Source organism: Aquitalea sp., from assembly GCF_030150775.1.
GTDB lineage: Bacteria > Pseudomonadota > Gammaproteobacteria > Burkholderiales > Chromobacteriaceae > Aquitalea > Aquitalea denitrificans.
Window position 1 is genome coordinate 1 of sequence record NZ_JASLFG010000055.1, and the last position, 21,678, is coordinate 21,678.

A 21,678-nucleotide genomic window follows, 5' to 3' on the forward strand; every position below is an offset into this window, starting at 1 on the left:
GTTGGATAGAGTATTTGGCTACGAACCAAAGGGTCGGGCGTTCGAATCGCTCCGGGTGCACCAAAGTCCCTATAGTTTAGCGGTTAGAACACCGCCCTTTCACGGCGGTAGCCGGGGTTCGATTCCCCGTGGGGACGCCAGTATTCAAGAAAAAGCCCAGTCGCAAGACTGGGCTTTTTCGTTCTTGTGCTCCCGCCATCGATGGCGGGCAATATGCCGGCTACTGCCGGCATTGCCGTTTCTGTAGCTTATTGTCTGGCCATGCAGCTCTGATAACGGGTGTTCACCTTGCCAGCAAACCATTGCGTGGTCAGTTTGCGGCTGATCTTGGGGCTATGCAGGTCGATCTGTGGCATGCGTTCGCGTGGTACTGGCTTACCAGCCTTGCGGTCGGCTAGCGCAAACAGTTTGCGGTACAGCTCGCTCTGGGCAAAGTTGCTATTTTTCTCTTGCTGCAGGTCCCGTTCCAGTTCTCCCTGACTCATTTCCAGCCGACTGCGCAAGGTCAGCAAGGCTTGGTAGGTGCTGCCCGTGGCCTGTTTGCCGGTGTAACTGAGCAAGTCACCATCCAGTGCCAGCTTGCGGCCTGACAATTGGCTGACGGCGGCCTGGAAGGCGGCATTGCGGCTGCTGTAGCGGCCGGCATTGAAGTCGGCAAAGCGGTAGCGCATGTCCTGATAGGGTGCCGGGTATTGCAGCAGGATGGCCGTACCGAAGTAGATGCCGCCACGGCGTGTGAATACGTCGTTGCGGATGCTGTTGCCAGTCTGGTAGGGGTAGGGCCAGATTTTGACATGGGCTTCGGCAAACTCCACGCTCACCTGCATCGGTCCACCGGTACGAATGGGGTTTTTCATATTCATTGGTAGCCCCAGCTTGCTGGCCTCTGCCGCCATATCTTCGAACAGCAGGTTCATTTCACGCTCGGTACGCAGATTATCTATGCGCGCCTTATAGCTTTTGCCATTGGGCGAGGTTTTGAGCAGCGCAGCTTTCACTACCGGTAGCGGTACCAGGTATTTGTTGGCCCGCTCGCCAATCTTGCCCCAGACAATGGCCGGCAGATTGGGCACGGTCGGGTCGCCCTGCCAGCTGGATTCCTGCTCGATTACCGCTGCTACGGCGCAGAAGTTATCAGCCCGGTACGGAATTTTCAGCGCGGTGAAAGCCGAGATGATGTCCTTGCTCCAACCCTGGCGGTCACCAATATGTGGTGGCAGCAGGCGCTCCAGCAAGTTGCGCCCCTGACTCTCGCTCAGGACGACTGGTTTGACTGGCGGTGTGACGGGCGGAGGCAGGGTACCGACGACGGGAGGTAGCACTACCGGTGGCGCTACCGAAGGTGCGGATACTGCTTCGGATGCGGGAAGGACAGGAGAGCTGGGCAGGCTGCCCGACGGAGTAACAGGCTGGGTGCTGCAGGCGCTAAGTGTTGCCAGCAGCAGGAATGGGTACAGATAGCGGGTCATGCGGGTTTGCTTCCGGAAAGCCAAGCCGTGATCTTGGCCCAATGCGTGGGCTAGGGCAATCATTGCGTGCGTAGCAAAGCTACCCACCTTGCTTTTGCGCAGGAAAATCTGCCTTGGCCGGTGGTGATTATTTACAATGCATGATCAGCACGCTTGATATCGCTACCTTTGGGAGAGTCCGATGATTTACCTCTATACACCGCAGGATATGGCTGCGTATCGGGAAGCCTTGCAGCAGGCTTTGCCGGGTAAGGCGCTGGCCTGCTGGCCCGAGGAGATTGTCGCCAGCCGGGTGGAGTATGCAGTGGTGTGGAATCCACCAGCCGGTTTCTTTTGCGGCATGGTTAATCTGCAAGCGGTGTTCGTGCTGGGTGCAGGTGTGGACCGCATCCTGAAGCGGGATGATCTGGATCCAGCGGTGCCGGTAATCCGGCTGACTGATGCCGGCATGGCGCAGCAGATGCTGGAATATGTGTTGTACGGGGTATTGCATGTGCAGCGTCACATGGGGCAATACCGTCGTCAGCAAGCACAGCGGCAGTGGCAGCCGGTGGCTGCCGCTACTGCGGCGCAGACGCGCATCGGAGTACTTGGCCTGGGTGAGATTGGTGGGCGCGTGGCGCAGTCTCTGGCGGCCATGGGCTATGCGGTTGCCGGCTGGAGTCGCAGCGGCCGGCAGTTGCCGGACGTGGAGGATTTTGTCGGCGAAGCTGGTCTGCCAGCCTTGCTTGCGCGTACGGATATTCTGGTCAACCTGCTGCCGGCCACGCCTGCCACGCGTGGCCTGCTGGATGGTCGCATGCTGTCGCCGTTGCCGCGTGGTGCTGCCCTGATCAATGCCGGGCGCGGCGAGCAGCTTGATGAAGCGGCTCTGCTCGGACTGCTGGACAGTGGTCAGCTGCGCTTTGCCATGCTGGATGTCTTTGAAGTGGAGCCGCTGGAGTCTGTGCATCCGCTATGGAGCCATCCTGCGGTGCTGGTAACACCGCATATTGCTGCCATGACATTAGTGACTTCCGCTGTGGCGCAGATTGCAGCCAATCTGCAGTCCCTGCAGCAAGGCTTGCCGCCGCAGGGACTGGTGCAGCGGGTACGTGGTTATTGAGCAGGCAGGGCGGATAGCGGATCGATGGCCTTGCCCTGGCGGCGCAGCTCGAAATGCAGCATGTCGTGGCTGCTGCCGGAATGGCCAAGAGTGGCAATCTGCTGGCCGGCCTGCACGGTTTGTCCTTCCTTTACCAGCAAGGTCTGGTTGTGGGCATACGCCGTCAGGTAATCATTGCCGTGCTTGATGATGAGCAGATTGCCATAGGCACGTATGCCCTTGCCGGCATAGGCAACGGTGCCGCTGGCAGCGGCGCGTACCGGATCGCCGGCTTTGCCTGCAATATCGATGCCCTTGTTGCTGCTACCGTTGAATTTGCCTAGCAGCGTTCCGCGTACCGGCCATTGCAAGGCAATGACGGCAGAGGCGGGGCGGGTTGTCGCTGGTGCTTGCGTTTTACCTGTGCTACTTGCTGTTGGTTTAGGCTGGCCAGTATTGGCAGGGCTGATGCGCAGCAACTGGCCGGCATTGATGCTGGCCGGATCTGGCAGCTTGTTCCATGCCACCAGATTGCCAACGCTCTGATGATGGTTCAGCGCAATGCGGTACAAGGTATCGCCGGGGCGGACGCGATAAAACCCTGCTGGCGCAGGAGGATAGTCTGGCAGCGCAGTGCAGGCGCTAAGCAGCAGAAGCAGGCAGCAAAGGCGTAGAAGAGATTGCATGTCGGCCATTCTAACATCGGCATGACAGGGGACGGGGAGAGGCCTGGCTTTCGTGCGGATGGCCTTCTAAGCTAAAAGCCCCGGATGTCGTTTTGCAAGGAGTGTGCAATGGCTGAGCAACCGTTTTCACCGCAGAGTTTTCCTTACGCAGTCGAAGTTGAGGCCGGCAAGCACTATTGGTGGTGTGCGTGTGGTCAGAGCGAAAAACAGCCGTTTTGTGATGGCAGCCATGCCGGGTCCTGTTTCAGTCCGGTGGAGTATGTGGCGGATAAAAGCGGGCTGGTGTACTTCTGTGGTTGCAAGCTGAGTGAAGGCAAACCCTTGTGCGATGGATCACACAGCCAGTTGTCCTGAACGCGCTGCCCGGTCAATGACAAAACCCCCGCACGGCGGGGGTTTTGTTTTGCCATAGCTTGATCAGCGGGTGATCGGCTTGTAGCGGATACGCTTGGGTTTGGCACCTTCTTCGCCCAGGCGTTTTTTCTTGTCGGCTTCGTATTCCTGATAGTTGCCGTCAAAGAATGTCCATTGCGATTCGCCTTCCGCCGCCAGGATGTGGGTGGCGATACGGTCGAGGAACCAGCGGTCGTGGGAAATCACGAACACGGTGCCGGCGAATTCCAGCAGTGCATCTTCCAGCGCACGCAAGGTTTCCACGTCAAGGTCGTTGGACGGTTCGTCCAGCAGCAACACGTTGCCGCCCTTGAGCAGGGTCTTGGCCAGATGCAGACGGCCACGCTCACCACCGGACAGCATGCCTACCTTCTTCTGCTGGTCGGCACCCTTGAAGTTGAAACGGCCCAGATACGCACGGCTGGACATTTCAAAGCGGCCCACGGTCAGCAGATCGGCACCACCGGACACGTCGTCAAATACGGTCTTGTCGTCTTCCAGACCTTCTCGGCTCTGCTCGACAAAGGCCATCTGCACGGTCTGGCCGATCTTCACCGTACCGCTATCCGGCTGCTCCTTGCCGGCAATCATCTTGAACAGCGTCGACTTACCGGCACCGTTAGGGCCGATGATGCCGACGATGGCACCAGCCGGTGCCTTGAACGACAGGTTGTCGATCAGCAGGCGGTCGCCAAAACCCTTGGATACGCCGTCGAATTCGATTACTTCATTACCCAGGCGCTCGGCTACAGGGATGAAGATTTCCTGGGTCTCGTTACGCTTCTGGGTTTCGTAGCTGGACAGTTCTTCGAAGCGGGCAATACGCGCCTTGGACTTGGCCTGACGGCCCTTGGGGTTCTGGCGCACCCATTCCAGTTCCTGTTTCATCGCCTTCATGCGCGCGCCTTCGCTTTTTGCTTCCTTCTCCAGGCGCTCTTCCTTCTGTTCCAGCCAGCTGGAATAGTTGCCCTTCCACGGAATGCCTTCGCCACGGTCCAGTTCCAGAATCCATTCGGCAGCGTTGTCGAGGAAATAGCGGTCGTGGGTAACGGCCACCACGGTGCCGGGGAAGCGCACCAGGAATTGTTCCAGCCACTCCACCGATTCGGCATCCAGGTGGTTGGTGGGTTCGTCCAGCAGCAGCATGTCCGGTTTGGACAGCAGCAGCTTGCACAGTGCTACACGGCGCTTTTCACCACCGGACAGCGGGCCGATCTTGGCGTCCCACGGCGGCAGGCGCAGTGCATCGGCGGCCAGTTCCAGCTGCAGTTGTACGTTGTCGCCGGCACCGGCGGAGATGATGGCTTCCAGCTTGGCCTGTTCTTCGGCCAGGGCGTCGAAGTCGGCATCTTCTTCGGCGTAGGCGGCATACACTTCTTCCAGACGCTTTTGCGCGCCCATCACATCACCCATGCCGCTTTCCACTTCTTCGCGCACGGATTTTTCCGGGTCCAGCTGTGGTTCCTGTGGCAGGTAGCCGATTTTCACGCCCGGCAGATGCTGCACTTCACCGTCGTATTCCTTGTCCACATTGGCCATGATGCGCAGCACGGTGGATTTACCCGAACCGTTCAGGCCCAGCAGGCCGATTTTGGCACCCGGGAAGAAGGACAGGGAGATGTCCTTGATGATCTGGCGCTTGGGTGGCACCACTTTGCTCACGCGGAGCATGGACATTACATATTGAGCCATGAGGAACCCTGCTGAAGATAATCGTTAAGCGGAAGATTCTACCAAAAGCGGGCGGGCTGCGCTGAGCTGACCATCTGCCAGCAGCGGATTACCAGAACCAGGCAAAGAGTGCAGTAGCTAGCATGGCAAAGGCACAGCCGAGCTTGGCCACGGTGCCGATCAGGAAACCGGCCAGTGTGCCAAGGCCGACACGCCCGGCCTGCCAGGCATCGCGCCGTGCCAGCAGTTCGCCGATGGCTGCACCTAGCAGCGGCCCCAGGATCACGCCGGGCAGCCCTAGAAACAGACCGGTAATGCTGCCGATGAAGGCTCCCCACAACGCCTGCTTGCTGGCCCCGGTTATGCGGGCCCCCAGCAGGCCGGCGACAAAATCGATGGCCAGACCTACTACCGTTAGCACGGCCATGATCAGCAGTGCGGTGCTGCCCAGATGCCGGAACTGATCAGTCCAGGCCAGTAGCAGAAAGCCACCCATCATCAGCGGGAGGCCGGGGAGAGCCGGAAACAGCGTGCCAGCCACACCCAGCACGATCAGCACGATGGACAGCAAGACAAACAGGATTTCCAAGACGTTTTCCTTTGCGAGTGACTGCTGCATAGGAAAACGGCCACCGGGTGGAAGTTCCACCAGATGGCCGTCTGGCCTTGTCATGCAGGGTGTGGATGATTAACGGGCGTATTCTTCCAGCAGCAGGTTCTGGGCGCAGCGTTCCTTGCCACGGCTGGAGCGACGCTTGTAGCTGCCATCCGGCTGCATCTCCCAGGCGTTGACATTGTCTTCCAGGTACAGGCGCAATGCTTCTTTGATTACCCGGCGTTTGACCTTGGGGTCGAGAATGGGCGAGCAGGTTTCAATGCGGCGGAACAGGTTGCGGCCCATCCAGTCTGCACTGGCGATATACAGGTCTTCCTGCTTGTCGTTATAGAAGTAATAGACGCGCGGATGTTCCAGGAAGCGGCCGACTACCGAGCGGACGGTGATGTTGTCTGACAGCCCCGGTACGCCCGGACGCAGGGCGCATACCCCGCGTATGATCAGCTGGATCTTCACCCCGGCCTGGCTGGCGCGGTAGAGCGCGTGGATCACCTGTGGTTCCAGCAGGGCGTTCATCTTAGCGATGATCTGTGCCGGGCGACCTTGCTGGGCGTGCTCGATTTCCCGCTCGATGGAGTCGATCAGCAGGCCATGCAGGGTAAACGGACTCTGGTACAGCTGCTTGAGCTGGCTGGCACGGCCCAGGCCGGTGAGCTGTACGAAGATGTCATTTACATCGCTGGCGATGTCTTCATTGCAGGTGAGCAGGCCAAGGTCGGTATAGAAGCGGGCTGTGCGCGGGTGATAGTTGCCGGTACCCAGATGCACATAGCGGCGCAGGCGCTTGTCCTCGCGGCGGATCACCATCAGCATCTTGGCGTGTACCTTGTAGCCGAATACCCCGTATACCACGTGCGCGCCGGCATCTTCCAGATGGCTGGCCCAGCTGATGTTGGCTTCTTCGTCAAAGCGGGCCATCAGTTCCAGTACCACCGTTACCTGCTTGCCGGCACGGGCGGCGGCAATCAGCGACTCCATCAGTACCGAGTCGGTACCGGTGCGGTATACCGTCATCTTGATGGCAACCACCTGCGGGTCGGTCGCGGCCAGGTTCAGCATGTCGATGACAGGCTGGAAGCTCTGGAAGGGGTGGTGCAGCAGGATGTCACCCTTGCGGATGGCTTCGAACAGCGGCTGCTTCTTGCCCAACTGGTCTGGCAGCGAGGGCACGAAGGGCGGGAATTTCAAATCCGGGCGGTCCACCAGATCCGGCACCTGCATCAGCCGCACGAGGTTGACCGGGCCGTTGACGCGGTAGACATCCTGCTTTTTCAGGTTGAACTGGGTGAGCAGGAATTCTTCCATATGCGGTGGGCAGGTGTCGGCAATTTCCAGCCGTACTGCATCGCCAAACTGGCGCTGGTTCAATTCACCTTGCAATGCCGTGCGCAGGTTTTTCAGGTCTTCGTCTTCCACCGTCAGCTCACTGTCGCGGGTAACGCGGAACTGGTAGCAGCCCTTTACCGTCATGCCCAGGAACAGCTCATGGACATGTGAGTGCAGGATGGAGGACAGGAAAACAAAGGTATGCGGGTGGCCGCTGCACACTTCCGGCGGCACCTTGATCACGCGCGGCAGAATGCGCGGTGCCTGCACGATGGCGATGTCGGACTGGCGGCCAAAGGCATCGCGTCCTTCCAGCTCCACGGCAAAGTTGAGCGACTTGTTCAGCACCTTGGGGAAGGGGTGGGACGGGTCCAGCCCGATGGGCGTGAGGATGGGCATCAGCTCGTTGCTGAAGAAATCGTGCACCCATTCCTGTTGCTGTTCGGTCCATTCGTTACGGCGCAGGAAGATGATGTCTTCTTCACGTAGTGCCGGAAACAATACATCACTCATCACCGCGTATTGCTGGCGTACCAGCTCGTGCGAGGCAGACGAAATGCGCGCCATGATCTGGGCGGGCGTGGAGCCATCGGCCAGAATGCGTCCCGGTGTCAACTGGGCAGTTTCTTTCAGCCAGGCCATGCGCACTTCAAAGAACTCGTCCAGATTGGAGGAGACGATGCACAGGTATTTCAGGCGTTCGAGCAGTGGCAGGCTAGGGTCTTCAGCTTGGGCCAATACTCTGCGGTTGAATTCGATCAGGCCCAGTTCACGGTTAAGCAGCAACTCGTGGCTTTGTGACATACGGTTTCGCGCCAATGGTGATGAGGTGTGGAGACAAAAAAGCCCTCGCGCAGGAGGGCTTGAAACAATTACTGCTGCGGTGGCGTGTAGCCAGCCGGTGCATCGGCACCCTGACCGAAGAAGTAGGCATCCAGCTGTGCTGCCAGATACTGGCGGGCACGCGCATCGGCCAGGCTCAGGCGGTTTTCGTTGATCAGCATGGTCTGATAACGCAGCCAGCCTTGCCAGGCTTCCTTGGAGACATTTTCATATACACGCTTGCCAAGCTCGCCCGGCAGGGGCGGAAAGTCCAGACCTTCGGCCTCGCGACCCAGCTTGATGCAATTGACGTTTCTGGCCATTGCTAATCCTTGCAAAAATTGAACTGAATATACTTCAGTATTGTGTCACAACCATGACGCCCTTCCAACCATGCCGCCGATGTGGCAGGGATTGTTTTACAGCGGCTTGACGAATATCTTGGAGCGACGCTGGTTATTGTAGAAGGCCTGTCGGGCCTGTGGCAGCTGGCCGCGTCCGGCTTCGGCAAAGCCGCGCTCGACAAACCAGTGCGCGGTCTGAGTGGTTAGCACGAACAGCGCTTTCAGGCCACGGGTGCGGGCCTGGTATTCCACGTGCTTGAGCAGGGTTTCGCCAAAGCGGCCTTCACGCCGTTCCGGTGCCACGGCCAGGCAGGCCAGCTCGGCCATGCCGGCTTCGGGGAAGACATGCATGGCTACACAGCCGTAGATCTTGCCGTCATGTTCCAGCACGGAATACTGGGAAATTTCCATTTCCAGATGCTCGCGGCTGCGTTTGACCAGAATGCCTTGTTCTTCCAGCGGGCGGATCAGGTTCAGGATGGCCCCGATATCATCCACATTGGCATTGCGTACCTTTACCAGGGCGTCGCGGGCAATCATGGTGCCGGTGCCGCCATTGGTAAATAGTTCAGCCAGCAAGGAACCATCCTCGTGATGGCTGACCAGATGCGCACGCGGAATGCCATCGCGGGTGGCCTTGATGGCATAGGGCAGGTAGGCGGTGACATCGCGCTGCAGATGGCCTGCCTGCAACAGGTCTTCGGCCTGCTGCGCGGTCAGCGAGCTGACAAACTGGCCCAGTTCGTTGGTGACCCCACGGCCCTCGATCACGAAAATCAGTTTCTCGGCTTTCAGGGCGGAGGCCAGCTGGGCGGCCATTTCTTCCATGGTGAGGTTGAAGGCTTCGCCGGTGACTGAATAGCCCACCGGGGACAGCAGTACCAGTTCACCCGCAGCTAGCCGGGTATTGATGCCGTCCACGTCGATACGGCGTACCTGGCCGGTGTACTGCATGTCCACGCCATCCAGCACGCCTAGCGGCTGGGCGGTGATGAAGTTGCCGCCGGCCACGCGCAGGTGGGAGCCGAACATGGGTGAGTTGGGCATGCCCATCGACAGCTGCGCTTCGATGCCGTGGCGGGTAGCACCACAGGCCTGCTTGACGATCTCCATGGTGCTGGCATCGGTCACTCGTCGGTCGCGGTGGAACAGCCGGTTCAGGCCGAAGCGCTTGAGCAGGGCTTCGATCTGGGGACGGATGCCATGTACCAGCACCACGCGTACGCCCAGACTGACCAGCAGGTTGATATCCTGCGACAGATTATGAAAACCGCCTTCCATCACGGCTTCGCCACTGACTGCCAGCACGAAGGTTTTACCGCGGAAGGTATTGATGTAGGGGGCGGCTTCACGGAAGGAGAGGACAAATTCCCGGTTCAGCATTATTGGATAGGCTCCCGCCAGATAAGGACTTCGGAAGCGACAAGCCTAGCAGGAATAGGGCAGGAAGGGCAGGGCTTTTGCCGCTGGTCTGGGGGGGAGTGGAAATGAAAACAGCCACCACTGCACGGGGCAGGGTGGCTGTTGTGGCTGGTATCAATTGCCTTGTTTGATCAGGATTTGCTGCACCTTGAGGATGTTCAGGCCCTGGGACAGCTGGTAATCCTGTTTCGGATTCGGCTCGCGCGGGTTTTCCGGGCTGGCGTTCTTGTCGTCCTGTGGCTTGGGTGCTTCCTGTTTGATCACAGGTGGCGTTGCCGGCTTGGCGGGCTTGGCCGATTTGGATGGTGTTTCATCACCATTCGGATTGGCCAGATGGTTTTCCAGATCCGCTTCACGTACGCGCAGTGCTTGGTCGGCAGCGGTCACGGTAGCGTCTTCCACCACCACGTCTGGCACGATGCCCTTGGCCTGGATGGAGCGGCCACTTGGCGTGAAGTAACGGGCAGTGGTCAGCTTGATACCGCCAGCGCTGCCCAGCGGCAGGATGGACTGTACCGAGCCCTTGCCAAAGGTTTGGGTGCCTACCAGTACTGCGCGCTTGTGATCCTGCAGGGCACCGGCAACAATTTCGGATGCCGAGGCCGAGCCACCGTTCACCAGTACCACCAGCGGCACCTTGTGGGTTTCCTGCGGCAGTACCGAAAGCGGGTCCGGCATGCCTGGGCGGCCATAGTTCTGCGCCGAGGCAGTCAGCTTCATCTTGGCATCGGCGGTGCGGCCTTCGGTGTACACCACCAGCGCGTCCTTGGGCAGGAAGGCGGCGGATACCCCAACGGCGCTCGTCAGCAGGCCACCCGGGTCGTCACGCAGGTCCAGTACCAGGCCCTTGAGCGGCTGCTTGTTCTGCTTGGTCATGCTGGCCACGGCTTCGGCCAGGTTTTCCGTGGTGTGCTCCTGGAACTGGGTGATGCGCACATAGCCATAACCCGGTTCCAGTAATTTGGACTTCACGCTCTTGGTCTTGATGATGGCGCGGGTGATGGCAAAGACCAGCGGCTTGGTTTCGTTCTTGCGGGCAATGGTGAGCGTTACCTTGCTGCCGGGTTTGCCACGCATGCGCTTGACGGCATCGTTGAGCGACAGGCCTCGCACCGGGGTGTCATCGATCTTGATGATCAGGTCGCCGCTCTTGATGCCGGCTTTCTGCGCCGGGGTGTCTTCGATCGGGGAGACCACCTTGACCAGCCCGTCTTCGGCACCGATTTCGATGCCGAGGCCGCCAAACTCACCCTGGGTGCCTTCACGCAATTCCTTGAAGGCATCGGCATCCATGTAGTCGGAGTGCGGGTCCAGCCCGCTGAGCATGCCCTTGATGGCCTCGGTGATCAGCTTTTTGTCATCGACCGGGTCGACATAATCCTGCTTGATGCGACCGAATACTTCAGCAAAAGTACGCAACTCGTTCAGCGGCAGGGTAGTAGGTTCTTTGCCGGCAAAAGCCTGCACGCTGAGGGTAAGGGCTCCGCCGGCCAGTGCGCCAGCGGCGAGCCAGGCAATTTTTTTCATGCGATGACTAGTCATGTTGTGTGTTGGTCTCCGATACCGCGGGTGGCTTAACGTACCCAGGTTTGCGGGTTGAGAGGTCGTCCCATATGCCGGATTTCAAAGTACAGGCCGGATTCGCCGCTGTCCAGTGCGCCAGTGTTGCCAAGTGTTTCGCCGGCTTTCACTGTGCTGCCCACGCCCTTGCCGATGGATGACAGGCCGGTGTACACCGTCAGGTAATTACCGCCATGATCCACGATCACGGCATTGCCGAATCCGCGCAGCGCATCAGCATACACCACGTTGCCGTCTGCCACTGCATGCACTGGCTGGCCGGGGGCAGTCTTGATGAAAACACCTTTCCAGGATGTGCCCTCGCTACGTGCGCTACCAAAGCGCCCTGCCAGCTGTCCGGATACCGGCATCTTCATGCGGCCCTGCAGACTGGTAAATGCTTTGCCGGCAGCACTGCTGTCTGCGACATCATCCACCGGCTTGTCTTGCGGTACCGGTACGGATTTCTTGGCGACCTCTGGCACTGGCTTGCCTTGCTTACGGGCATTTTCAGCCAGCTTGCGCCGACGTTCGTTTTCCTTTTTCGCTGCGAGTGCCGCAGCCTGGCGTGCCTTGCGTTCTTCGGCGGCCTTGCGGATGGCTTCCTGACGGCGGCGTTCGATTTCCTGGTTGATCTGGGCAATCAGGTTGGTCAGCCGTTTTTCATCTTCCTGCAGCTTGCCCAGCCGGCTTTGTCCAGCCTGGATTTCGCCGGATAGTTTGCTCAGTTGCGCTTGCTTGCTGGACTTATTGTTCAGTAAGGCGTTCTTTTCCCGATTTTTGTGGCTGGACAAGGCATCCAGCCGTGCCAGTTCTTGTTCCAGTTGGAAGGTTAGCGCTTCAAGCTCATGTTGGTGGCTGATCAGCTGTGTCACCATTTGCTGCTGTGCCTTGGCAATATGCTGGTAATACACCATGTCGCGCGAGGTCTGGTTCGGATCGTCGGCATTAAGCATCAGTTTCATGGCGTCATGGTCGCCATTCTTGTACTGCCTGGCCAGCATCTGCGCTACGCGCTGGCGGGTTTCTGCCAGTTTGTGTGCGGTTGCCTGTACTTGCTGGCGCAGTTCGGCTAGTTGCTGTGCGGAGTTGTTCTGCTTGTTTTCCAGTTTGGCAATGGCCTGACTGGTTTGGGCAATGGCCTGTTCCGATTCCTGAATTGCGGATTTGGCTTCCTGCTGCACTACCTGCTTCTGCGCCAGGTCTTTTTTCAGACTGTCGATTTCCTTGCGGACCGATTGCAGGTTCTGTTGCTGTGGAGCAGTGGACAAGGACGGGGAGGCGGGGGTGGGGGCGGCTTGGGCCGCGCCAGCCAGCAGGGCTAGCAGCAATATCGGTTTCATTCCATCTTCGCTTCGGATTACACCTGTTGCCAGCATGATAACAGGCCGCAGCAGGCTGGGCAGCTACATTGCCGGCCTGTGTTGCAGGCCGGCGTGAGCGCTTACTCGAAGTCGATTAGTGAGCGACCGGTCATTTCTGCCGGCTGGGGCAGGCCCATCATGGCCAGCAGGGACGGCGCGATATCACGCAGTGCGCCGCCATCCTTGATGTGTGCCGGGCGGCCTACATACAGGAAGGGCACCTTGTCCAGGGTGTGCTGGGTATGCGGCTGGTGATGTGCGGCATCGTACATCTGTTCGCAATTGCCATGATCGGCGGTGATCAGCACTTCACCACCAGCGTCTCGCATGGCTTCTACACAGCGCTTGACGCAGGCATCCAGCGTTTCCACCGCCTTGACTGCGGCATCAAACTTGCCGGTATGGCCCACCATGTCGCCATTGGCATAGTTGCAGATGATGGCCTGGTACTTGCCGGAAGCAATGGCTTCGACGATGTGGTCAGTCACCTGCGGCGCATTCATTTCCGGCTGCAGGTCGTAGGTGGCCACCTTGGGGGAGGGCACCAGGATGCGGTCTTCACCAGGGTAAACCTGCTCCTCGCCACCGTTGAAGAAATAGGTGACGTGCGGGTATTTCTCGGTTTCGGCAATGCGCAGCTGGGTCAGCCCCAGGCTGGCCAGATATTCGCCAAAACCGTTGCTGATCTTTTGCGGCGCATAGGCAACCGGGTTGCTGTAAGCCTCGCCGTATGAAGTCAGGGTGACAAAGGCGGCCAGTTTGGGTTGGCGGGCGCTGAAGCCATTGAAGGCCGGGTCGGTTAGTGCGCTGCTGAGCTGGCGTGCGCGGTCAGCACGGAAATTCATGAATATGGCTACGTCACCATCCTGCATCTTTACGGCTGCGCCAATGCCGGTTGCGGCAACGAATTCGTCATTCTCATCACGCGCATAGGCTGCGGCCAGTGCCTGCAGGCCGCTGTCGGCATGGTACAGGCCTTCACCTTCCACCAGCAGGCGATAGGCCGGCTCAACACGCTCCCAGCGCTTGTCGCGGTCCATGGCCCAGTAACGACCGGTAACCGAAACCAGACGGGCAGACGGGCAGCTTGCCAGCACTTCATCCAGGCGCTTGAGATAGGTTTCAGCGCTGCGCGGTGGCGTGTCGCGGCCATCCAGGAAAGCATGCACGTAAATATGCGGCACGCCGGCGGCCTGGGCTGCACGGATCAATGCGAAGATATGATTTTCGTGGCTGTGGACACCGCCATCGGACAGCAGTCCCATTACATGCAGTGCCGAGCCTGTTGCTTGCTGGATGGCCTGTTGCAGTACCGGGTTCTGGTCGAAACGGTTTTCGTCAATATCGCAGTCGATACGGCTGATATCCTGTTGGACAATCCGACCTGCGCCGATATTCAGGTGACCCACTTCAGAATTGCCGAACTGTCCCTTGGGCAGGCCGACATAGCCTTCTGAGGCATCGATCACGCCGTAGGGATATCGCTGTTTCAGAGCGTCCCAGGTGGGGGTGCTGGCATGCAGGATGGCGTTGTCGTCACCTTCCAGCCGGTGTCCGAAGCCGTCGAGAATAAGGAGTAAAACGGGTGTGATAGCTGTCATGATGTCCACAATCAGAATATTAGAAATTCTTGATGGTATTGATTTTTTTAGTTAGTATTGTACCGTAGTCAAACCAATATAAATACGCATTGCAAACTACTTAGGAGCAGAGCTTGCTGTTCAACGATGACCAGATCGAACAGTCCTCGCGGGCAATGAAGGCGATGTCACATCCGTTGCGCTTGAAGATTATCTCGGTACTGGGCGACCAGGAAGTCAGTGTGCAGGACATTGTGGAGCAGGTGGGAACCTCGCAGAGCAACATCTCCCAGCATCTGGCGATCATGCGGGACAAAGGGGTTCTCCGGACGCGCAAAGATGCCAATCGGGTTTATTACCGCGTTGGTGATATCCGGACGCTGGAAGTACTGAAGATGATGCGCGAAGTATTCTGTGGTTTTGTCGACTGACCTTTCTGTTGGCAGTTACCTATCAAAAAAGGCCGCTCAGCGGCCTTTTTTACGTCTTACATACAAGGTTTTGTTCACGGTGGCTACGATGTCGCCGGTTTCGTCGCGGATATCCACTTTCAGCTCCGGCAAGTATTTCTCCCCACCGGCGGTGCGTTGTCGGATGTCCTGCAGCTGGTTTTCCTGCAGGCTGAAGCAGGCGCTCACCACGCCCTTGCCCGGCTTGTGATATTCGATTGCACCTGCCTTGTCCCACACCACGTAGTCGCGTCCTAGCGACTGCATCAGCATCAGCATGAAAAACGGATCGGTCATGGAGTACAGGCTGCCGCCAAAATGCACCCCGACATAATTGCGGTTGGTCAGCCCCAGGCGCAGCCGGACATCGATCTGCTTCCAGTCGGATGCGATGTGGCAAACTTTGATGCCGGCCCCGAGAAAGGGAGGCCATAGATTGATCAGGGTTTTGAGCAGGCGTGGGGATGGCTTCATGGTTGCATCATTCAAACGGTTGTTTGATTTGTATGCTCAACAAAAAGCCAATCCCTGTCAAGCCATGGCCTGGCTGCCTGCTTTCAGAAAGGTAGCTCGGGCTGTGCCCCTTGTGGATGATCAATCACGGCCTCGGTTACACCTTCTGCCAGCCGTAACTGTACCCTTTCCTGATTGAGCAGTTCTTGCGGGGATTTCACCGCGTGGCCATCGCTTTTTTGCACGATGGCATAACCCCTGCTTAGGACCGCCTCCGGATTCATCGCTTCCAGCGTGCTGGCATGTTGCAGCAGGGATTGCTGTCTTTGCTGCAGAGTCTGGCGCATGGCTCGCTGTAACTGCCTACCCAACTGGCTGAGCTGTTCTTGTTGTTGTGTCAGCTGCGGTTGGTGGCGTTGTAGCTGGCTGTTTGCCAGTTGCAGGCTGAAGCGGCGGCGGGCAAACAGGCTGTCCAGGCCGCGTTGCAGCCGACCCTTTGCCTGTTGCAGGCTCAGAGCCTGGCGCCGCAAGGTGTCACCGGGATGGTTAAGTCGGCGTGCCAGATAATCCAGTCGCTGGGATTTATCGACCAGCAGCCGTCCCAGCGCGCGCTCCAGACCGCGTTTGCCTTGGTCCAACTGCTGTCTCAACTGTTCCTGGCTGGGCGAAACCAGCTCCGCCGCTGCCGTGGGTGTGGGGGCGCGTTGGTCGGCAACAAAATCGCAGATGGTGAAGTCGGTTTCGTGGCCAACCCCGCTGACAATGGGGATGCGGGATGCCGCTACGGCGCGGGCGACGATTTCCTCATTGAATGACCACAAGTCTTCAATGCTGCCGCCGCCACGGCAGACGATCAGTACTTCAACCTCCTGCCTTGCCGACGCCTGTTCGATGGCTGTTGCAATCTGGCGTGCAGCGCTTTCGCCCTGTACCTGGGCGGGGTAAAGAATGACCGGAATGCTGGGCATACGTCGCCCCAGCGTAGTGACCACGTCGCGCAGTGCTGCAGCCGCGGGGGATGTGACGATGCCTATGGCGGCGGGGTGGGTCGGGAGCGGGCGCTTGCGTGCAGCATCGAACAAGCCTTCCACTTGTAGTTTGTTCTTCAGCTTTTCGAAGGCTTCATACAGGAGGCCCAGACCGGCGGAGCGCATGGTGTCGACGTTGATCTGGTAATCACCCCGTGCCTCGTACAGCGTCACCAATCCTTTGAGTTCCACCTGCATGCCTTCTGCCAGGCGAAACGGTAGCAGGGACAGTTTGTGGCGGAACATGACGCAGCGGATCTGCGCACCTGCGTCCTTGAGCGAGAAATAGGCATGGCCGGATGCTGCCAGTGTCAGGTTGGATATTTCCCCGCCAATCCACATCGGCGGCAAGCCTGACTCCAGCAGATCTCGCACCATGCGGTTGAGGGAAGAAACACTGATGACATCATTGGCCTTGCTATTGAAATTCATGCTTGTCAAGTCATCCACAGAAAAATATCCGGTTTTTGTCGATGGTAAATTGTCAGACAAAACTGGAGAGAGTGTTTATATGCCGAATAAAATTATGTTAAAAAACAAAGACCTGAGTGAGTTGTGCAAAATGAGGGCAGTCAGGTGGAAAGGGCTTTGGATCTGAGTCTGGCTTGGCTGTGCACAAGCTTATCAACAAAGTTATCCACAACATCTGTGGATGTCATCAAATTTTCCTTAGAAAATCAAAACTTAGCGAATATTCTTGTACAGACTTGCGAAATGGCATTTTTTGCCGGGCTCAGATCGCGGGCCATGGTTGCCGAGAAGTCTGGCAACCGCTAAAGTTTAGCGTTTAGCTATAGCTTTGGAGAATGTTTCGTGTGGTCAATTGTTGAAGCGGCCGGCTGGCCGATCTGGACCATCATTCTGGCCTCGGTCATTTCGCTGGCCATCATCTTCGAGCGTCTGTTCAGTTTGCGCGCCTCGCTGATCGTACCGGAAGGATTGCTGGCGCAGACGGTAGCTGAATTCCGCCGTGCCGGCGCATCGTCAGAATTACTACAACTGCTGCAAAACCATTCGCCGCTGGGCAAGCTGTTTGCCGCCGGCCTGCGCAATGTCAGCGGCAGCCGTGAAGTGATGAAAGATGCCATCGAAGACGAAGGTCGGGTGGTGGCTCATCATCTGGAGCGTTTCCTCAATACCTTGGGGACCATCGCCGCCATGGCACCGCTGCTGGGTTTGCTGGGCACCGTGATCGGCATGATCGAAATCTTCGGTTCCCAGGCTCCTGGCGGTTCCAGTAACCCGCAGCAGTTGGCGCATGGTATTTCCATCGCGCTCTACAACACGGCATTCGGCCTGATCGTGGCCATTCCCAGCATGATGTTCTATCGCCACTTCCGCGCCCGCGTGGACGGCCTGCTGGTGGAGATGGAGGCCCAAGCGGTGAAGCTGGTGGAAGTGGTGCATGGCGAACGCCAGAATGGTAGCCAGCCATGAATTTCCGTCGCGGCCGGCAGCGCGAGGAGCCGGAAATCAACTTCATTCCCATGATCGACCTGCTGTTGGTGATTCTGATTTTCCTGATGGTCACCACCACCTATTCGAAATTTGCCGAGATGAAAATCAACCTGCCCAGTGCGCAGGGAGAAACCAGCCAGCAGGTAGCGGCACCGATTACGGTGGCGGTGGCGGCCAGCGGTGAAATGGCAATTGACGGACGCAAACTGGCTGCCGGTGACAAGGCAGCACTGCAGGCGCAGCTGCGCGATGCGGCGGCAGGCAAGAAAGACCCGGTTGTGGTGGTGAATGCAGATGCCAAGGCGACGCACCAGTCGGTGGTCAGTGTCATGGAGGCGGCGCGTGCAGCAGGTTTGACGCAGTTGACCTTTGCCACGCAGAACATCACGCCGTGAGCCGGATCAGTCAGCGTATCGAGCGCCACTGGTATCAACCGGTATGGTGGCTGACAGCCCTTCTGGCTCCGCTGGAAGGGCTATTTGTACTATTGTCCACCTTACGCCGGCTGGCTTATCGCCACGGCGTGTGGCGCAGCCATCAACTGCCGGTTCCTGTTGTCGTCATCGGCAATATCAATGTCGGTGGTGTAGGCAAGACGCCGTTGACGCTCAGCCTGCTGGCCGAGCTGCAAGCCTGCGGCGTCAGGGTGGGCGTGATCAGCCGTGGCTATGGTGGCAACCATCGGCAAGCAATGCTGGTCACGGCTGATAGCTCTGCAAGTGTGGTGGGCGACGAACCCTTGCTGCTGGTGGCCAGCGGCGTGCCGGTGGTGGTGGGGCGTGACCGGGTGGCAGCGGGTGAGCATCTGCTGAGCCTGTATCCTGATCTGCAATTGATCCTGACAGATGACGGCCTGCAGCATTATCGTCTGGCGCGCACGCTGGAGCTGGTGGTGCTGGACGGGCGGCGCGGCCTGGGCAATGGTCGGCTGCTACCTGGCGGCCCGCTACGTGAGTCTGCCGCGCGGCTGGATACGGTGGATGCCATCGTGGTGAATGGCGATGGTGGCGCACTGTGTTTACCAGACGAGGTGCCGTGTTTTCACATGCGGCTGGTGGCCCAGCGCTTGCAGGCGCTGGCTCAGCCGGAGCAGACCCGCGCTGTAGCGGATTTCGCTGACCAGCCCGTGATTGCACTGGCAGGTATTGGTCATCCGGGGCGCTTCTTTTCTACCTTGCAGGGACAAGGTTTCCTACTGCAGCAGTGTCTTGTCTTTCCCGATCATCATGCTTTTACGCCGGATGATTTACCACCGGGTGACACTCCCGTCATCGTCACCAGCAAAGATGCGGTGAAATTGCGTGGAGTGATTCATGATGCGGCGCAGCGTGCTAGACTATGGGTCCTGCCGGTTGCGGCACAGCTGACGCCGGACCTTGCCGGCTGGCTACTTTCCCGATTGAAGATACGACATGGACGCTAAATTTCTGGACATCCTGGTGTGCCCGCTGTGCAAGGGCCCGCTGGTATTCGACAAGACCCGGCAGGAACTGATCTGCAAGGGCGATCGTCTGGCTTTCCCGATCAAGGACGGCATCCCGATGATGCTGGAAACCGAAGCCCGTGAGCTGGCGGCGGAAGAAGAAGTGAAATGAACGGTTTTTCCGTCGTCATTCCGGCACGCATGGCGTCCAGCCGTTTGCCAGGCAAGCCGCTGGCCGACCTGGCCGGCAAGCCCATGGTGGTGCGCGTTGCCGAACAGGCTGCCCGCAGCCAGGCAAGCCAGGTGGTGGTGGCGACGGATCACCACGACATCCTGCAAGCCTGTGCCGCGCATGGCATACAGGCGGTGATAACGCGGGAAGATCACGCCAGCGGTACCGACCGTCTGGCTGAAGTTGCGCTGCAGATGCAGTGGCCGGCGGAACAGATCGTGGTGAACGTGCAGGGTGACGAGCCCTTGATCGACCCGGAACTGATCAATCAGCTGGCGGCACTGATGGCTGAAACCGGGGTACCAATGGCAACGGTAGCGCACCCGTTTCATGCCGCACAAGACATGTTCAACCCCAATGTGGTCAAGGTGGTGCTGGACCATGCTGGGCGGGCCCTGTATTTCAGCCGGGCGCCCATTCCCTATGCCCGTGACGCGTTTGCACACGATACAAGCGTCCTGCCCGCCGACCTACCGGTCCTGCGGCACATCGGCATGTATGCCTATCAGGCAGGTTTTTTGCAGACCTACAGCGCATTGAGCCCGGCACCTCTGGAGCAGTTTGAAGCACTGGAACAGCTGCGCGTGTTGTGGCATGGCTACCCCATCATGGTGGCCACTGTGCGTGAAGCACCCGCTGCCGGTGTGGATACGCCGGCCGATCTGGAACGGGTGCGTGCCGTACTGGCCGGATGCTGAGCGCCGGGCAAGGCTGCAATGCAAGACGGTCGATGAACACCAATCACAATAAACGACATACAAACTGACGGGAGTAATTATGCGATTGATTCTGTTGGGCGCTCCGGGCGCAGGCAAGGGTACCCAGGCAAACTATATCCGCGAGGAATTCGGCATTCCGCAGATTTCCACTGGCGACATGCTGCGTGCAGCCGTCAAGGCTGGCACGCCGCTGGGTCTGGAAGCCAAGGCCATCATGGATGCAGGTGGTCTGGTACGCGATGACATCATCATCGGTCTGGTGAAGGAGCGTATTGCTCAGGACGACTGTGCCAAGGGTTTCCTGTTTGATGGTTTCCCGCGCACTATTCCGCAAGCCGAGGCCATGATCGCTGCCGGTGTGGATATCGACTTCGTAGTGGAAATCGACGTACCTGATGCCGCTATCATTGAGCGCATGGCTGGTCGCCGTGTGCATCTGGCTTCCGGCCGTACTTACCACATTACCTTCAACCCGCCGAAAGTGGCTGGCAAGGATGACGAAACCGGTGAAGACCTGATCCAGCGTGATGATGACCACGAAGACACCGTGAAGAAACGTCTGGCGGTGTATCACGAGCAGACCGAGGTTCTGGTTGGCTTCTATGGCCAGCGCGCTGCCAGTGGCGATGCCAAGGCACCCAAATATGTCAAGATCGACGGCACTCAGCCGGTTGACGTGGTGCGTGGCAATGTGCTGAAGGCACTGGCTGTCTGAGCGACAGTTTTTGCTGCCGATGTGACAAAGCGGGCTACGGCCCGCTTTGTTTTTGTATACTGCTTCTTATTGCCAAGGCGGCTGCAATGACTTGTTTTGCCGGATTTTGCCGCAAACTATCTATTGCCTTGCAGGAACTGCCTGCAAGCGGGTGCTGCCCAAGCAGCTGTCCGGATATACGGCGATGCCGCTGACCGGATCACATGGTCGCAGTGAGAAGAGAGAAATACATGTATTACGGAGAGCGCTTTAACGGCATTTCCCACCTGATTGGTACCGTGCTGGCCATCACCGGGCTGATCAGCCTGGTGTATGTGGCTGCCGAGCAGGGTGACCCGTGGAAGATCGTCAGCTTCAGCCTGTATGGCACGACACTGGTGCTGCTGTATCTGGTTTCCACCCTGTACCACAGTGCAAAAGGGCGGGCTAAGGCAATTTTGCAGAAGTGCGACCACTCGGCCATTTATCTGCTGATCGCAGGCAGTTATACGCCGTATTGTCTGGTCACGTTGCGCGGAGCCTGGGGCTGGACGCTGTTTGGTCTGAGCTGGGGGCTGGCCATTTTCGGTATTGTCCAGGAGCTGACACTGGGCCGGCGGACTCGTCTGCTGTCGATGATTCTATATGTGGTAATGGGGTGGCTGGTGGTGATTGCCATGCAGCCGCTGATTGCGGCCATGTCGTGGGGCGGCTTGTTCTGGCTGGCGCTGGGAGGCCTGATCTACAGCGTAGGCATTTATTGGTTTCTCAATGACGAAAAAATCCGTCACGGTCATGGTATCTGGCATCTGTTTGTGATGGGCGGCAGCATTTGCCAGTTTGTCAGCGTGATGTTCTACGTTGCCTGAGTGTTGCCCATGCATT

At 58.5% G+C, this 21,678-nt stretch carries 22 protein-coding genes and 1 tRNA gene; 11 read left to right on the forward strand and 12 right to left on the reverse strand.

The window, feature by feature from the left end; all coding sequences use genetic code 11:
- The first annotated feature begins 65 nt into the window (after positions 1–65).
- Positions 66–140: transfer RNA gene (locus tag QVF59_RS18045), tRNA-Glu, on the forward strand.
- Between the two features lie 108 nt (positions 141–248).
- Here the strand turns inward: QVF59_RS18045 and QVF59_RS18050 are convergent.
- Positions 249–1,469 carry a DUF1615 domain-containing protein gene (locus QVF59_RS18050; RefSeq protein ID WP_287881636.1) on the reverse strand — a complete coding sequence of 407 codons (1,221 nt, stop codon included), beginning with the start codon at positions 1,467–1,469 and terminating at the stop codon, positions 249–251.
- 181 nt (positions 1,470–1,650) lie between these two features.
- Between QVF59_RS18050 and QVF59_RS18055 the strand changes: the two genes are divergently transcribed.
- On the forward strand, positions 1,651–2,574 hold the full coding sequence (locus QVF59_RS18055; RefSeq protein WP_287881638.1) for a 2-hydroxyacid dehydrogenase: 924 nt from the start codon (positions 1,651–1,653) through the stop codon (positions 2,572–2,574).
- Here the strand turns inward: QVF59_RS18055 and QVF59_RS18060 are convergent.
- Positions 2,568–3,239: a peptidoglycan DD-metalloendopeptidase family protein gene (locus QVF59_RS18060; RefSeq protein ID WP_159879264.1), complete on the reverse strand. Its 672-nt coding sequence runs from the start codon at positions 3,237–3,239 to the stop codon at positions 2,568–2,570. The two genes, QVF59_RS18055 and QVF59_RS18060, sit on opposite strands and share 7 nt — an antisense overlap.
- Positions 3,240–3,347: 108 nt before the next feature.
- On the opposite strand from QVF59_RS18060, the gene QVF59_RS18065 reads away from it, so the two are divergent.
- Positions 3,348–3,593: a CDGSH iron-sulfur domain-containing protein gene (locus QVF59_RS18065; protein ID WP_159879262.1), complete on the forward strand. Its 246-nt coding sequence runs from the start codon at positions 3,348–3,350 to the stop codon at positions 3,591–3,593.
- A gap of 63 nt (positions 3,594–3,656) precedes the next feature.
- On the opposite strand, the gene ettA is transcribed toward QVF59_RS18065, so the two are convergent.
- The 8 genes from ettA to gpmI all read right to left on the reverse strand — a co-directional run bounded on the left by ettA (position 3,657) and on the right by gpmI (position 14,358).
- The gene (gene ettA / locus QVF59_RS18070; protein WP_159879260.1) at positions 3,657–5,324 is read right to left on the reverse strand and encodes an energy-dependent translational throttle protein EttA; all 1,668 of its coding nucleotides are present in this window, start codon (positions 5,322–5,324) and stop codon (positions 3,657–3,659) included.
- Between the two features lie 88 nt (positions 5,325–5,412).
- Entirely contained in the window at positions 5,413–5,892 is a 480-nt protein-coding gene (locus QVF59_RS18075) for a DUF456 domain-containing protein (RefSeq protein WP_287881640.1), read from the reverse strand.
- Between the two features lie 99 nt (positions 5,893–5,991).
- Positions 5,992–8,049: a polyphosphate kinase 1 gene (gene ppk1 / locus QVF59_RS18080; RefSeq protein WP_159879256.1), complete on the reverse strand. Its 2,058-nt coding sequence runs from the start codon at positions 8,047–8,049 to the stop codon at positions 5,992–5,994.
- Between the two features lie 68 nt (positions 8,050–8,117).
- Entirely contained in the window at positions 8,118–8,390 is a 273-nt protein-coding gene (locus tag QVF59_RS18085; RefSeq protein WP_045845523.1) for an oxidative damage protection protein, read from the reverse strand.
- Positions 8,391–8,486: 96 nt separating this feature from the next.
- Positions 8,487–9,794: an amino-acid N-acetyltransferase gene (gene argA / locus QVF59_RS18090; protein ID WP_159879254.1), complete on the reverse strand. Its 1,308-nt coding sequence runs from the start codon at positions 9,792–9,794 to the stop codon at positions 8,487–8,489.
- A gap of 153 nt (positions 9,795–9,947) precedes the next feature.
- Positions 9,948–11,360, reverse strand: a complete 1,413-nt coding sequence (locus QVF59_RS18095) for a S41 family peptidase (protein WP_502866817.1) — start codon at positions 11,358–11,360, stop codon at positions 9,948–9,950.
- 47 nt (positions 11,361–11,407) lie between these two features.
- Positions 11,408–12,736 carry a murein hydrolase activator EnvC family protein gene (locus tag QVF59_RS18100; RefSeq protein ID WP_287881645.1) on the reverse strand — a complete coding sequence of 443 codons (1,329 nt, stop codon included), beginning with the start codon at positions 12,734–12,736 and terminating at the stop codon, positions 11,408–11,410.
- Between the two features lie 101 nt (positions 12,737–12,837).
- Positions 12,838–14,358 (reverse strand): 2,3-bisphosphoglycerate-independent phosphoglycerate mutase, encoded by a 1,521-nt coding sequence (gpmI, locus tag QVF59_RS18105; protein WP_287881647.1) that lies wholly within the window; start codon positions 14,356–14,358, stop codon positions 12,838–12,840.
- Between the two features lie 113 nt (positions 14,359–14,471).
- Here gpmI and QVF59_RS18110 point away from each other — a divergent pair, with 113 nt between their 5' ends.
- On the forward strand, positions 14,472–14,768 hold the full coding sequence (locus QVF59_RS18110) for an ArsR/SmtB family transcription factor (protein WP_045845528.1): 297 nt from the start codon (positions 14,472–14,474) through the stop codon (positions 14,766–14,768).
- A 36-nt stretch (positions 14,769–14,804) separates the two neighbouring features.
- Here QVF59_RS18110 and QVF59_RS18115 read toward each other — a convergent pair whose 3' ends face one another.
- The gene (locus tag QVF59_RS18115) at positions 14,805–15,260 is read right to left on the reverse strand and encodes a DUF4442 domain-containing protein (protein ID WP_159879248.1); all 456 of its coding nucleotides are present in this window, start codon (positions 15,258–15,260) and stop codon (positions 14,805–14,807) included.
- A gap of 83 nt (positions 15,261–15,343) precedes the next feature.
- Complete coding sequence (gene xseA, locus QVF59_RS18120) at positions 15,344–16,699, reverse strand: exodeoxyribonuclease VII large subunit (protein WP_287881652.1); 1,356 nt, start codon at positions 16,697–16,699, stop codon at positions 15,344–15,346.
- A gap of 381 nt (positions 16,700–17,080) precedes the next feature.
- On the opposite strand from xseA, the gene QVF59_RS18125 reads away from it, so the two are divergent.
- The 7 genes from QVF59_RS18125 (at position 17,081) to trhA (ending at position 21,662) form a co-directional block, all read left to right on the forward strand.
- On the forward strand, positions 17,081–17,704 hold the full coding sequence (locus QVF59_RS18125) for a MotA/TolQ/ExbB proton channel family protein (RefSeq protein ID WP_159879244.1): 624 nt from the start codon (positions 17,081–17,083) through the stop codon (positions 17,702–17,704).
- Complete coding sequence (locus tag QVF59_RS18130; protein WP_287881654.1) at positions 17,701–18,120, forward strand: ExbD/TolR family protein; 420 nt, start codon at positions 17,701–17,703, stop codon at positions 18,118–18,120. Before QVF59_RS18125 ends, QVF59_RS18130 begins: the two co-directional genes overlap by 4 nt.
- Entirely contained in the window at positions 18,117–19,148 is a 1,032-nt protein-coding gene (gene lpxK, locus QVF59_RS18135) for a tetraacyldisaccharide 4'-kinase (RefSeq protein ID WP_287881655.1), read from the forward strand. Before QVF59_RS18130 ends, lpxK begins: the two co-directional genes overlap by 4 nt.
- On the forward strand, positions 19,138–19,320 hold the full coding sequence (locus tag QVF59_RS18140) for a Trm112 family protein (protein WP_159879240.1): 183 nt from the start codon (positions 19,138–19,140) through the stop codon (positions 19,318–19,320). The genes lpxK and QVF59_RS18140 overlap by 11 nt, the downstream gene beginning before the upstream one ends.
- The gene (gene kdsB, locus QVF59_RS18145) at positions 19,317–20,078 is read left to right on the forward strand and encodes a 3-deoxy-manno-octulosonate cytidylyltransferase (RefSeq protein WP_287881657.1); all 762 of its coding nucleotides are present in this window, start codon (positions 19,317–19,319) and stop codon (positions 20,076–20,078) included. The genes QVF59_RS18140 and kdsB overlap by 4 nt, the downstream gene beginning before the upstream one ends.
- A gap of 79 nt (positions 20,079–20,157) precedes the next feature.
- Complete coding sequence (gene adk, locus QVF59_RS18150) at positions 20,158–20,814, forward strand: adenylate kinase (protein WP_159879236.1); 657 nt, start codon at positions 20,158–20,160, stop codon at positions 20,812–20,814.
- Positions 20,815–21,044: 230 nt separating this feature from the next.
- Complete coding sequence (trhA, locus tag QVF59_RS18155) at positions 21,045–21,662, forward strand: PAQR family membrane homeostasis protein TrhA (protein ID WP_159879234.1); 618 nt, start codon at positions 21,045–21,047, stop codon at positions 21,660–21,662.
- Positions 21,663–21,678: the final 16 nt, after the last annotated feature.

Coding starts and splice junctions, on each gene's coding strand:
- QVF59_RS18050 (WP_287881636.1), bottom strand. CDS start 1,469: ATGACCCGCTATCTGTACCCATTCCTGCTGCTGGCAACACTTAGCGCC.
- QVF59_RS18055 (WP_287881638.1), top strand. CDS start 1,651: ATGATTTACCTCTATACACCGCAGGATATGGCTGCGTATCGGGAAGCC.
- QVF59_RS18060 (WP_159879264.1), bottom strand. CDS start 3,239: ATGCAATCTCTTCTACGCCTTTGCTGCCTGCTTCTGCTGCTTAGCGCC.
- QVF59_RS18065 (WP_159879262.1), top strand. CDS start 3,348: ATGGCTGAGCAACCGTTTTCACCGCAGAGTTTTCCTTACGCAGTCGAA.
- ettA (WP_159879260.1), bottom strand. CDS start 5,324: ATGGCTCAATATGTAATGTCCATGCTCCGCGTGAGCAAAGTGGTGCCA.
- ppk1 (WP_159879256.1), bottom strand. CDS start 8,049: ATGTCACAAAGCCACGAGTTGCTGCTTAACCGTGAACTGGGCCTGATC.
- QVF59_RS18085 (WP_045845523.1), bottom strand. CDS start 8,390: ATGGCCAGAAACGTCAATTGCATCAAGCTGGGTCGCGAGGCCGAAGGT.
- argA (WP_159879254.1), bottom strand. CDS start 9,794: ATGCTGAACCGGGAATTTGTCCTCTCCTTCCGTGAAGCCGCCCCCTAC.
- QVF59_RS18095 (WP_502866817.1), bottom strand. CDS start 11,360: ATGAAAAAAATTGCCTGGCTCGCCGCTGGCGCACTGGCCGGCGGAGCC.
- QVF59_RS18100 (WP_287881645.1), bottom strand. CDS start 12,736: ATGAAACCGATATTGCTGCTAGCCCTGCTGGCTGGCGCGGCCCAAGCC.
- gpmI (WP_287881647.1), bottom strand. CDS start 14,358: ATGACAGCTATCACACCCGTTTTACTCCTTATTCTCGACGGCTTCGGA.
- QVF59_RS18115 (WP_159879248.1), bottom strand. CDS start 15,260: ATGAAGCCATCCCCACGCCTGCTCAAAACCCTGATCAATCTATGGCCT.
- xseA (WP_287881652.1), bottom strand. CDS start 16,699: ATGAATTTCAATAGCAAGGCCAATGATGTCATCAGTGTTTCTTCCCTC.
- QVF59_RS18130 (WP_287881654.1), top strand. CDS start 17,701: ATGAATTTCCGTCGCGGCCGGCAGCGCGAGGAGCCGGAAATCAACTTC.
- QVF59_RS18140 (WP_159879240.1), top strand. CDS start 19,138: ATGGACGCTAAATTTCTGGACATCCTGGTGTGCCCGCTGTGCAAGGGC.
- kdsB (WP_287881657.1), top strand. CDS start 19,317: ATGAACGGTTTTTCCGTCGTCATTCCGGCACGCATGGCGTCCAGCCGT.
- adk (WP_159879236.1), top strand. CDS start 20,158: ATGCGATTGATTCTGTTGGGCGCTCCGGGCGCAGGCAAGGGTACCCAG.
- trhA (WP_159879234.1), top strand. CDS start 21,045: ATGTATTACGGAGAGCGCTTTAACGGCATTTCCCACCTGATTGGTACC.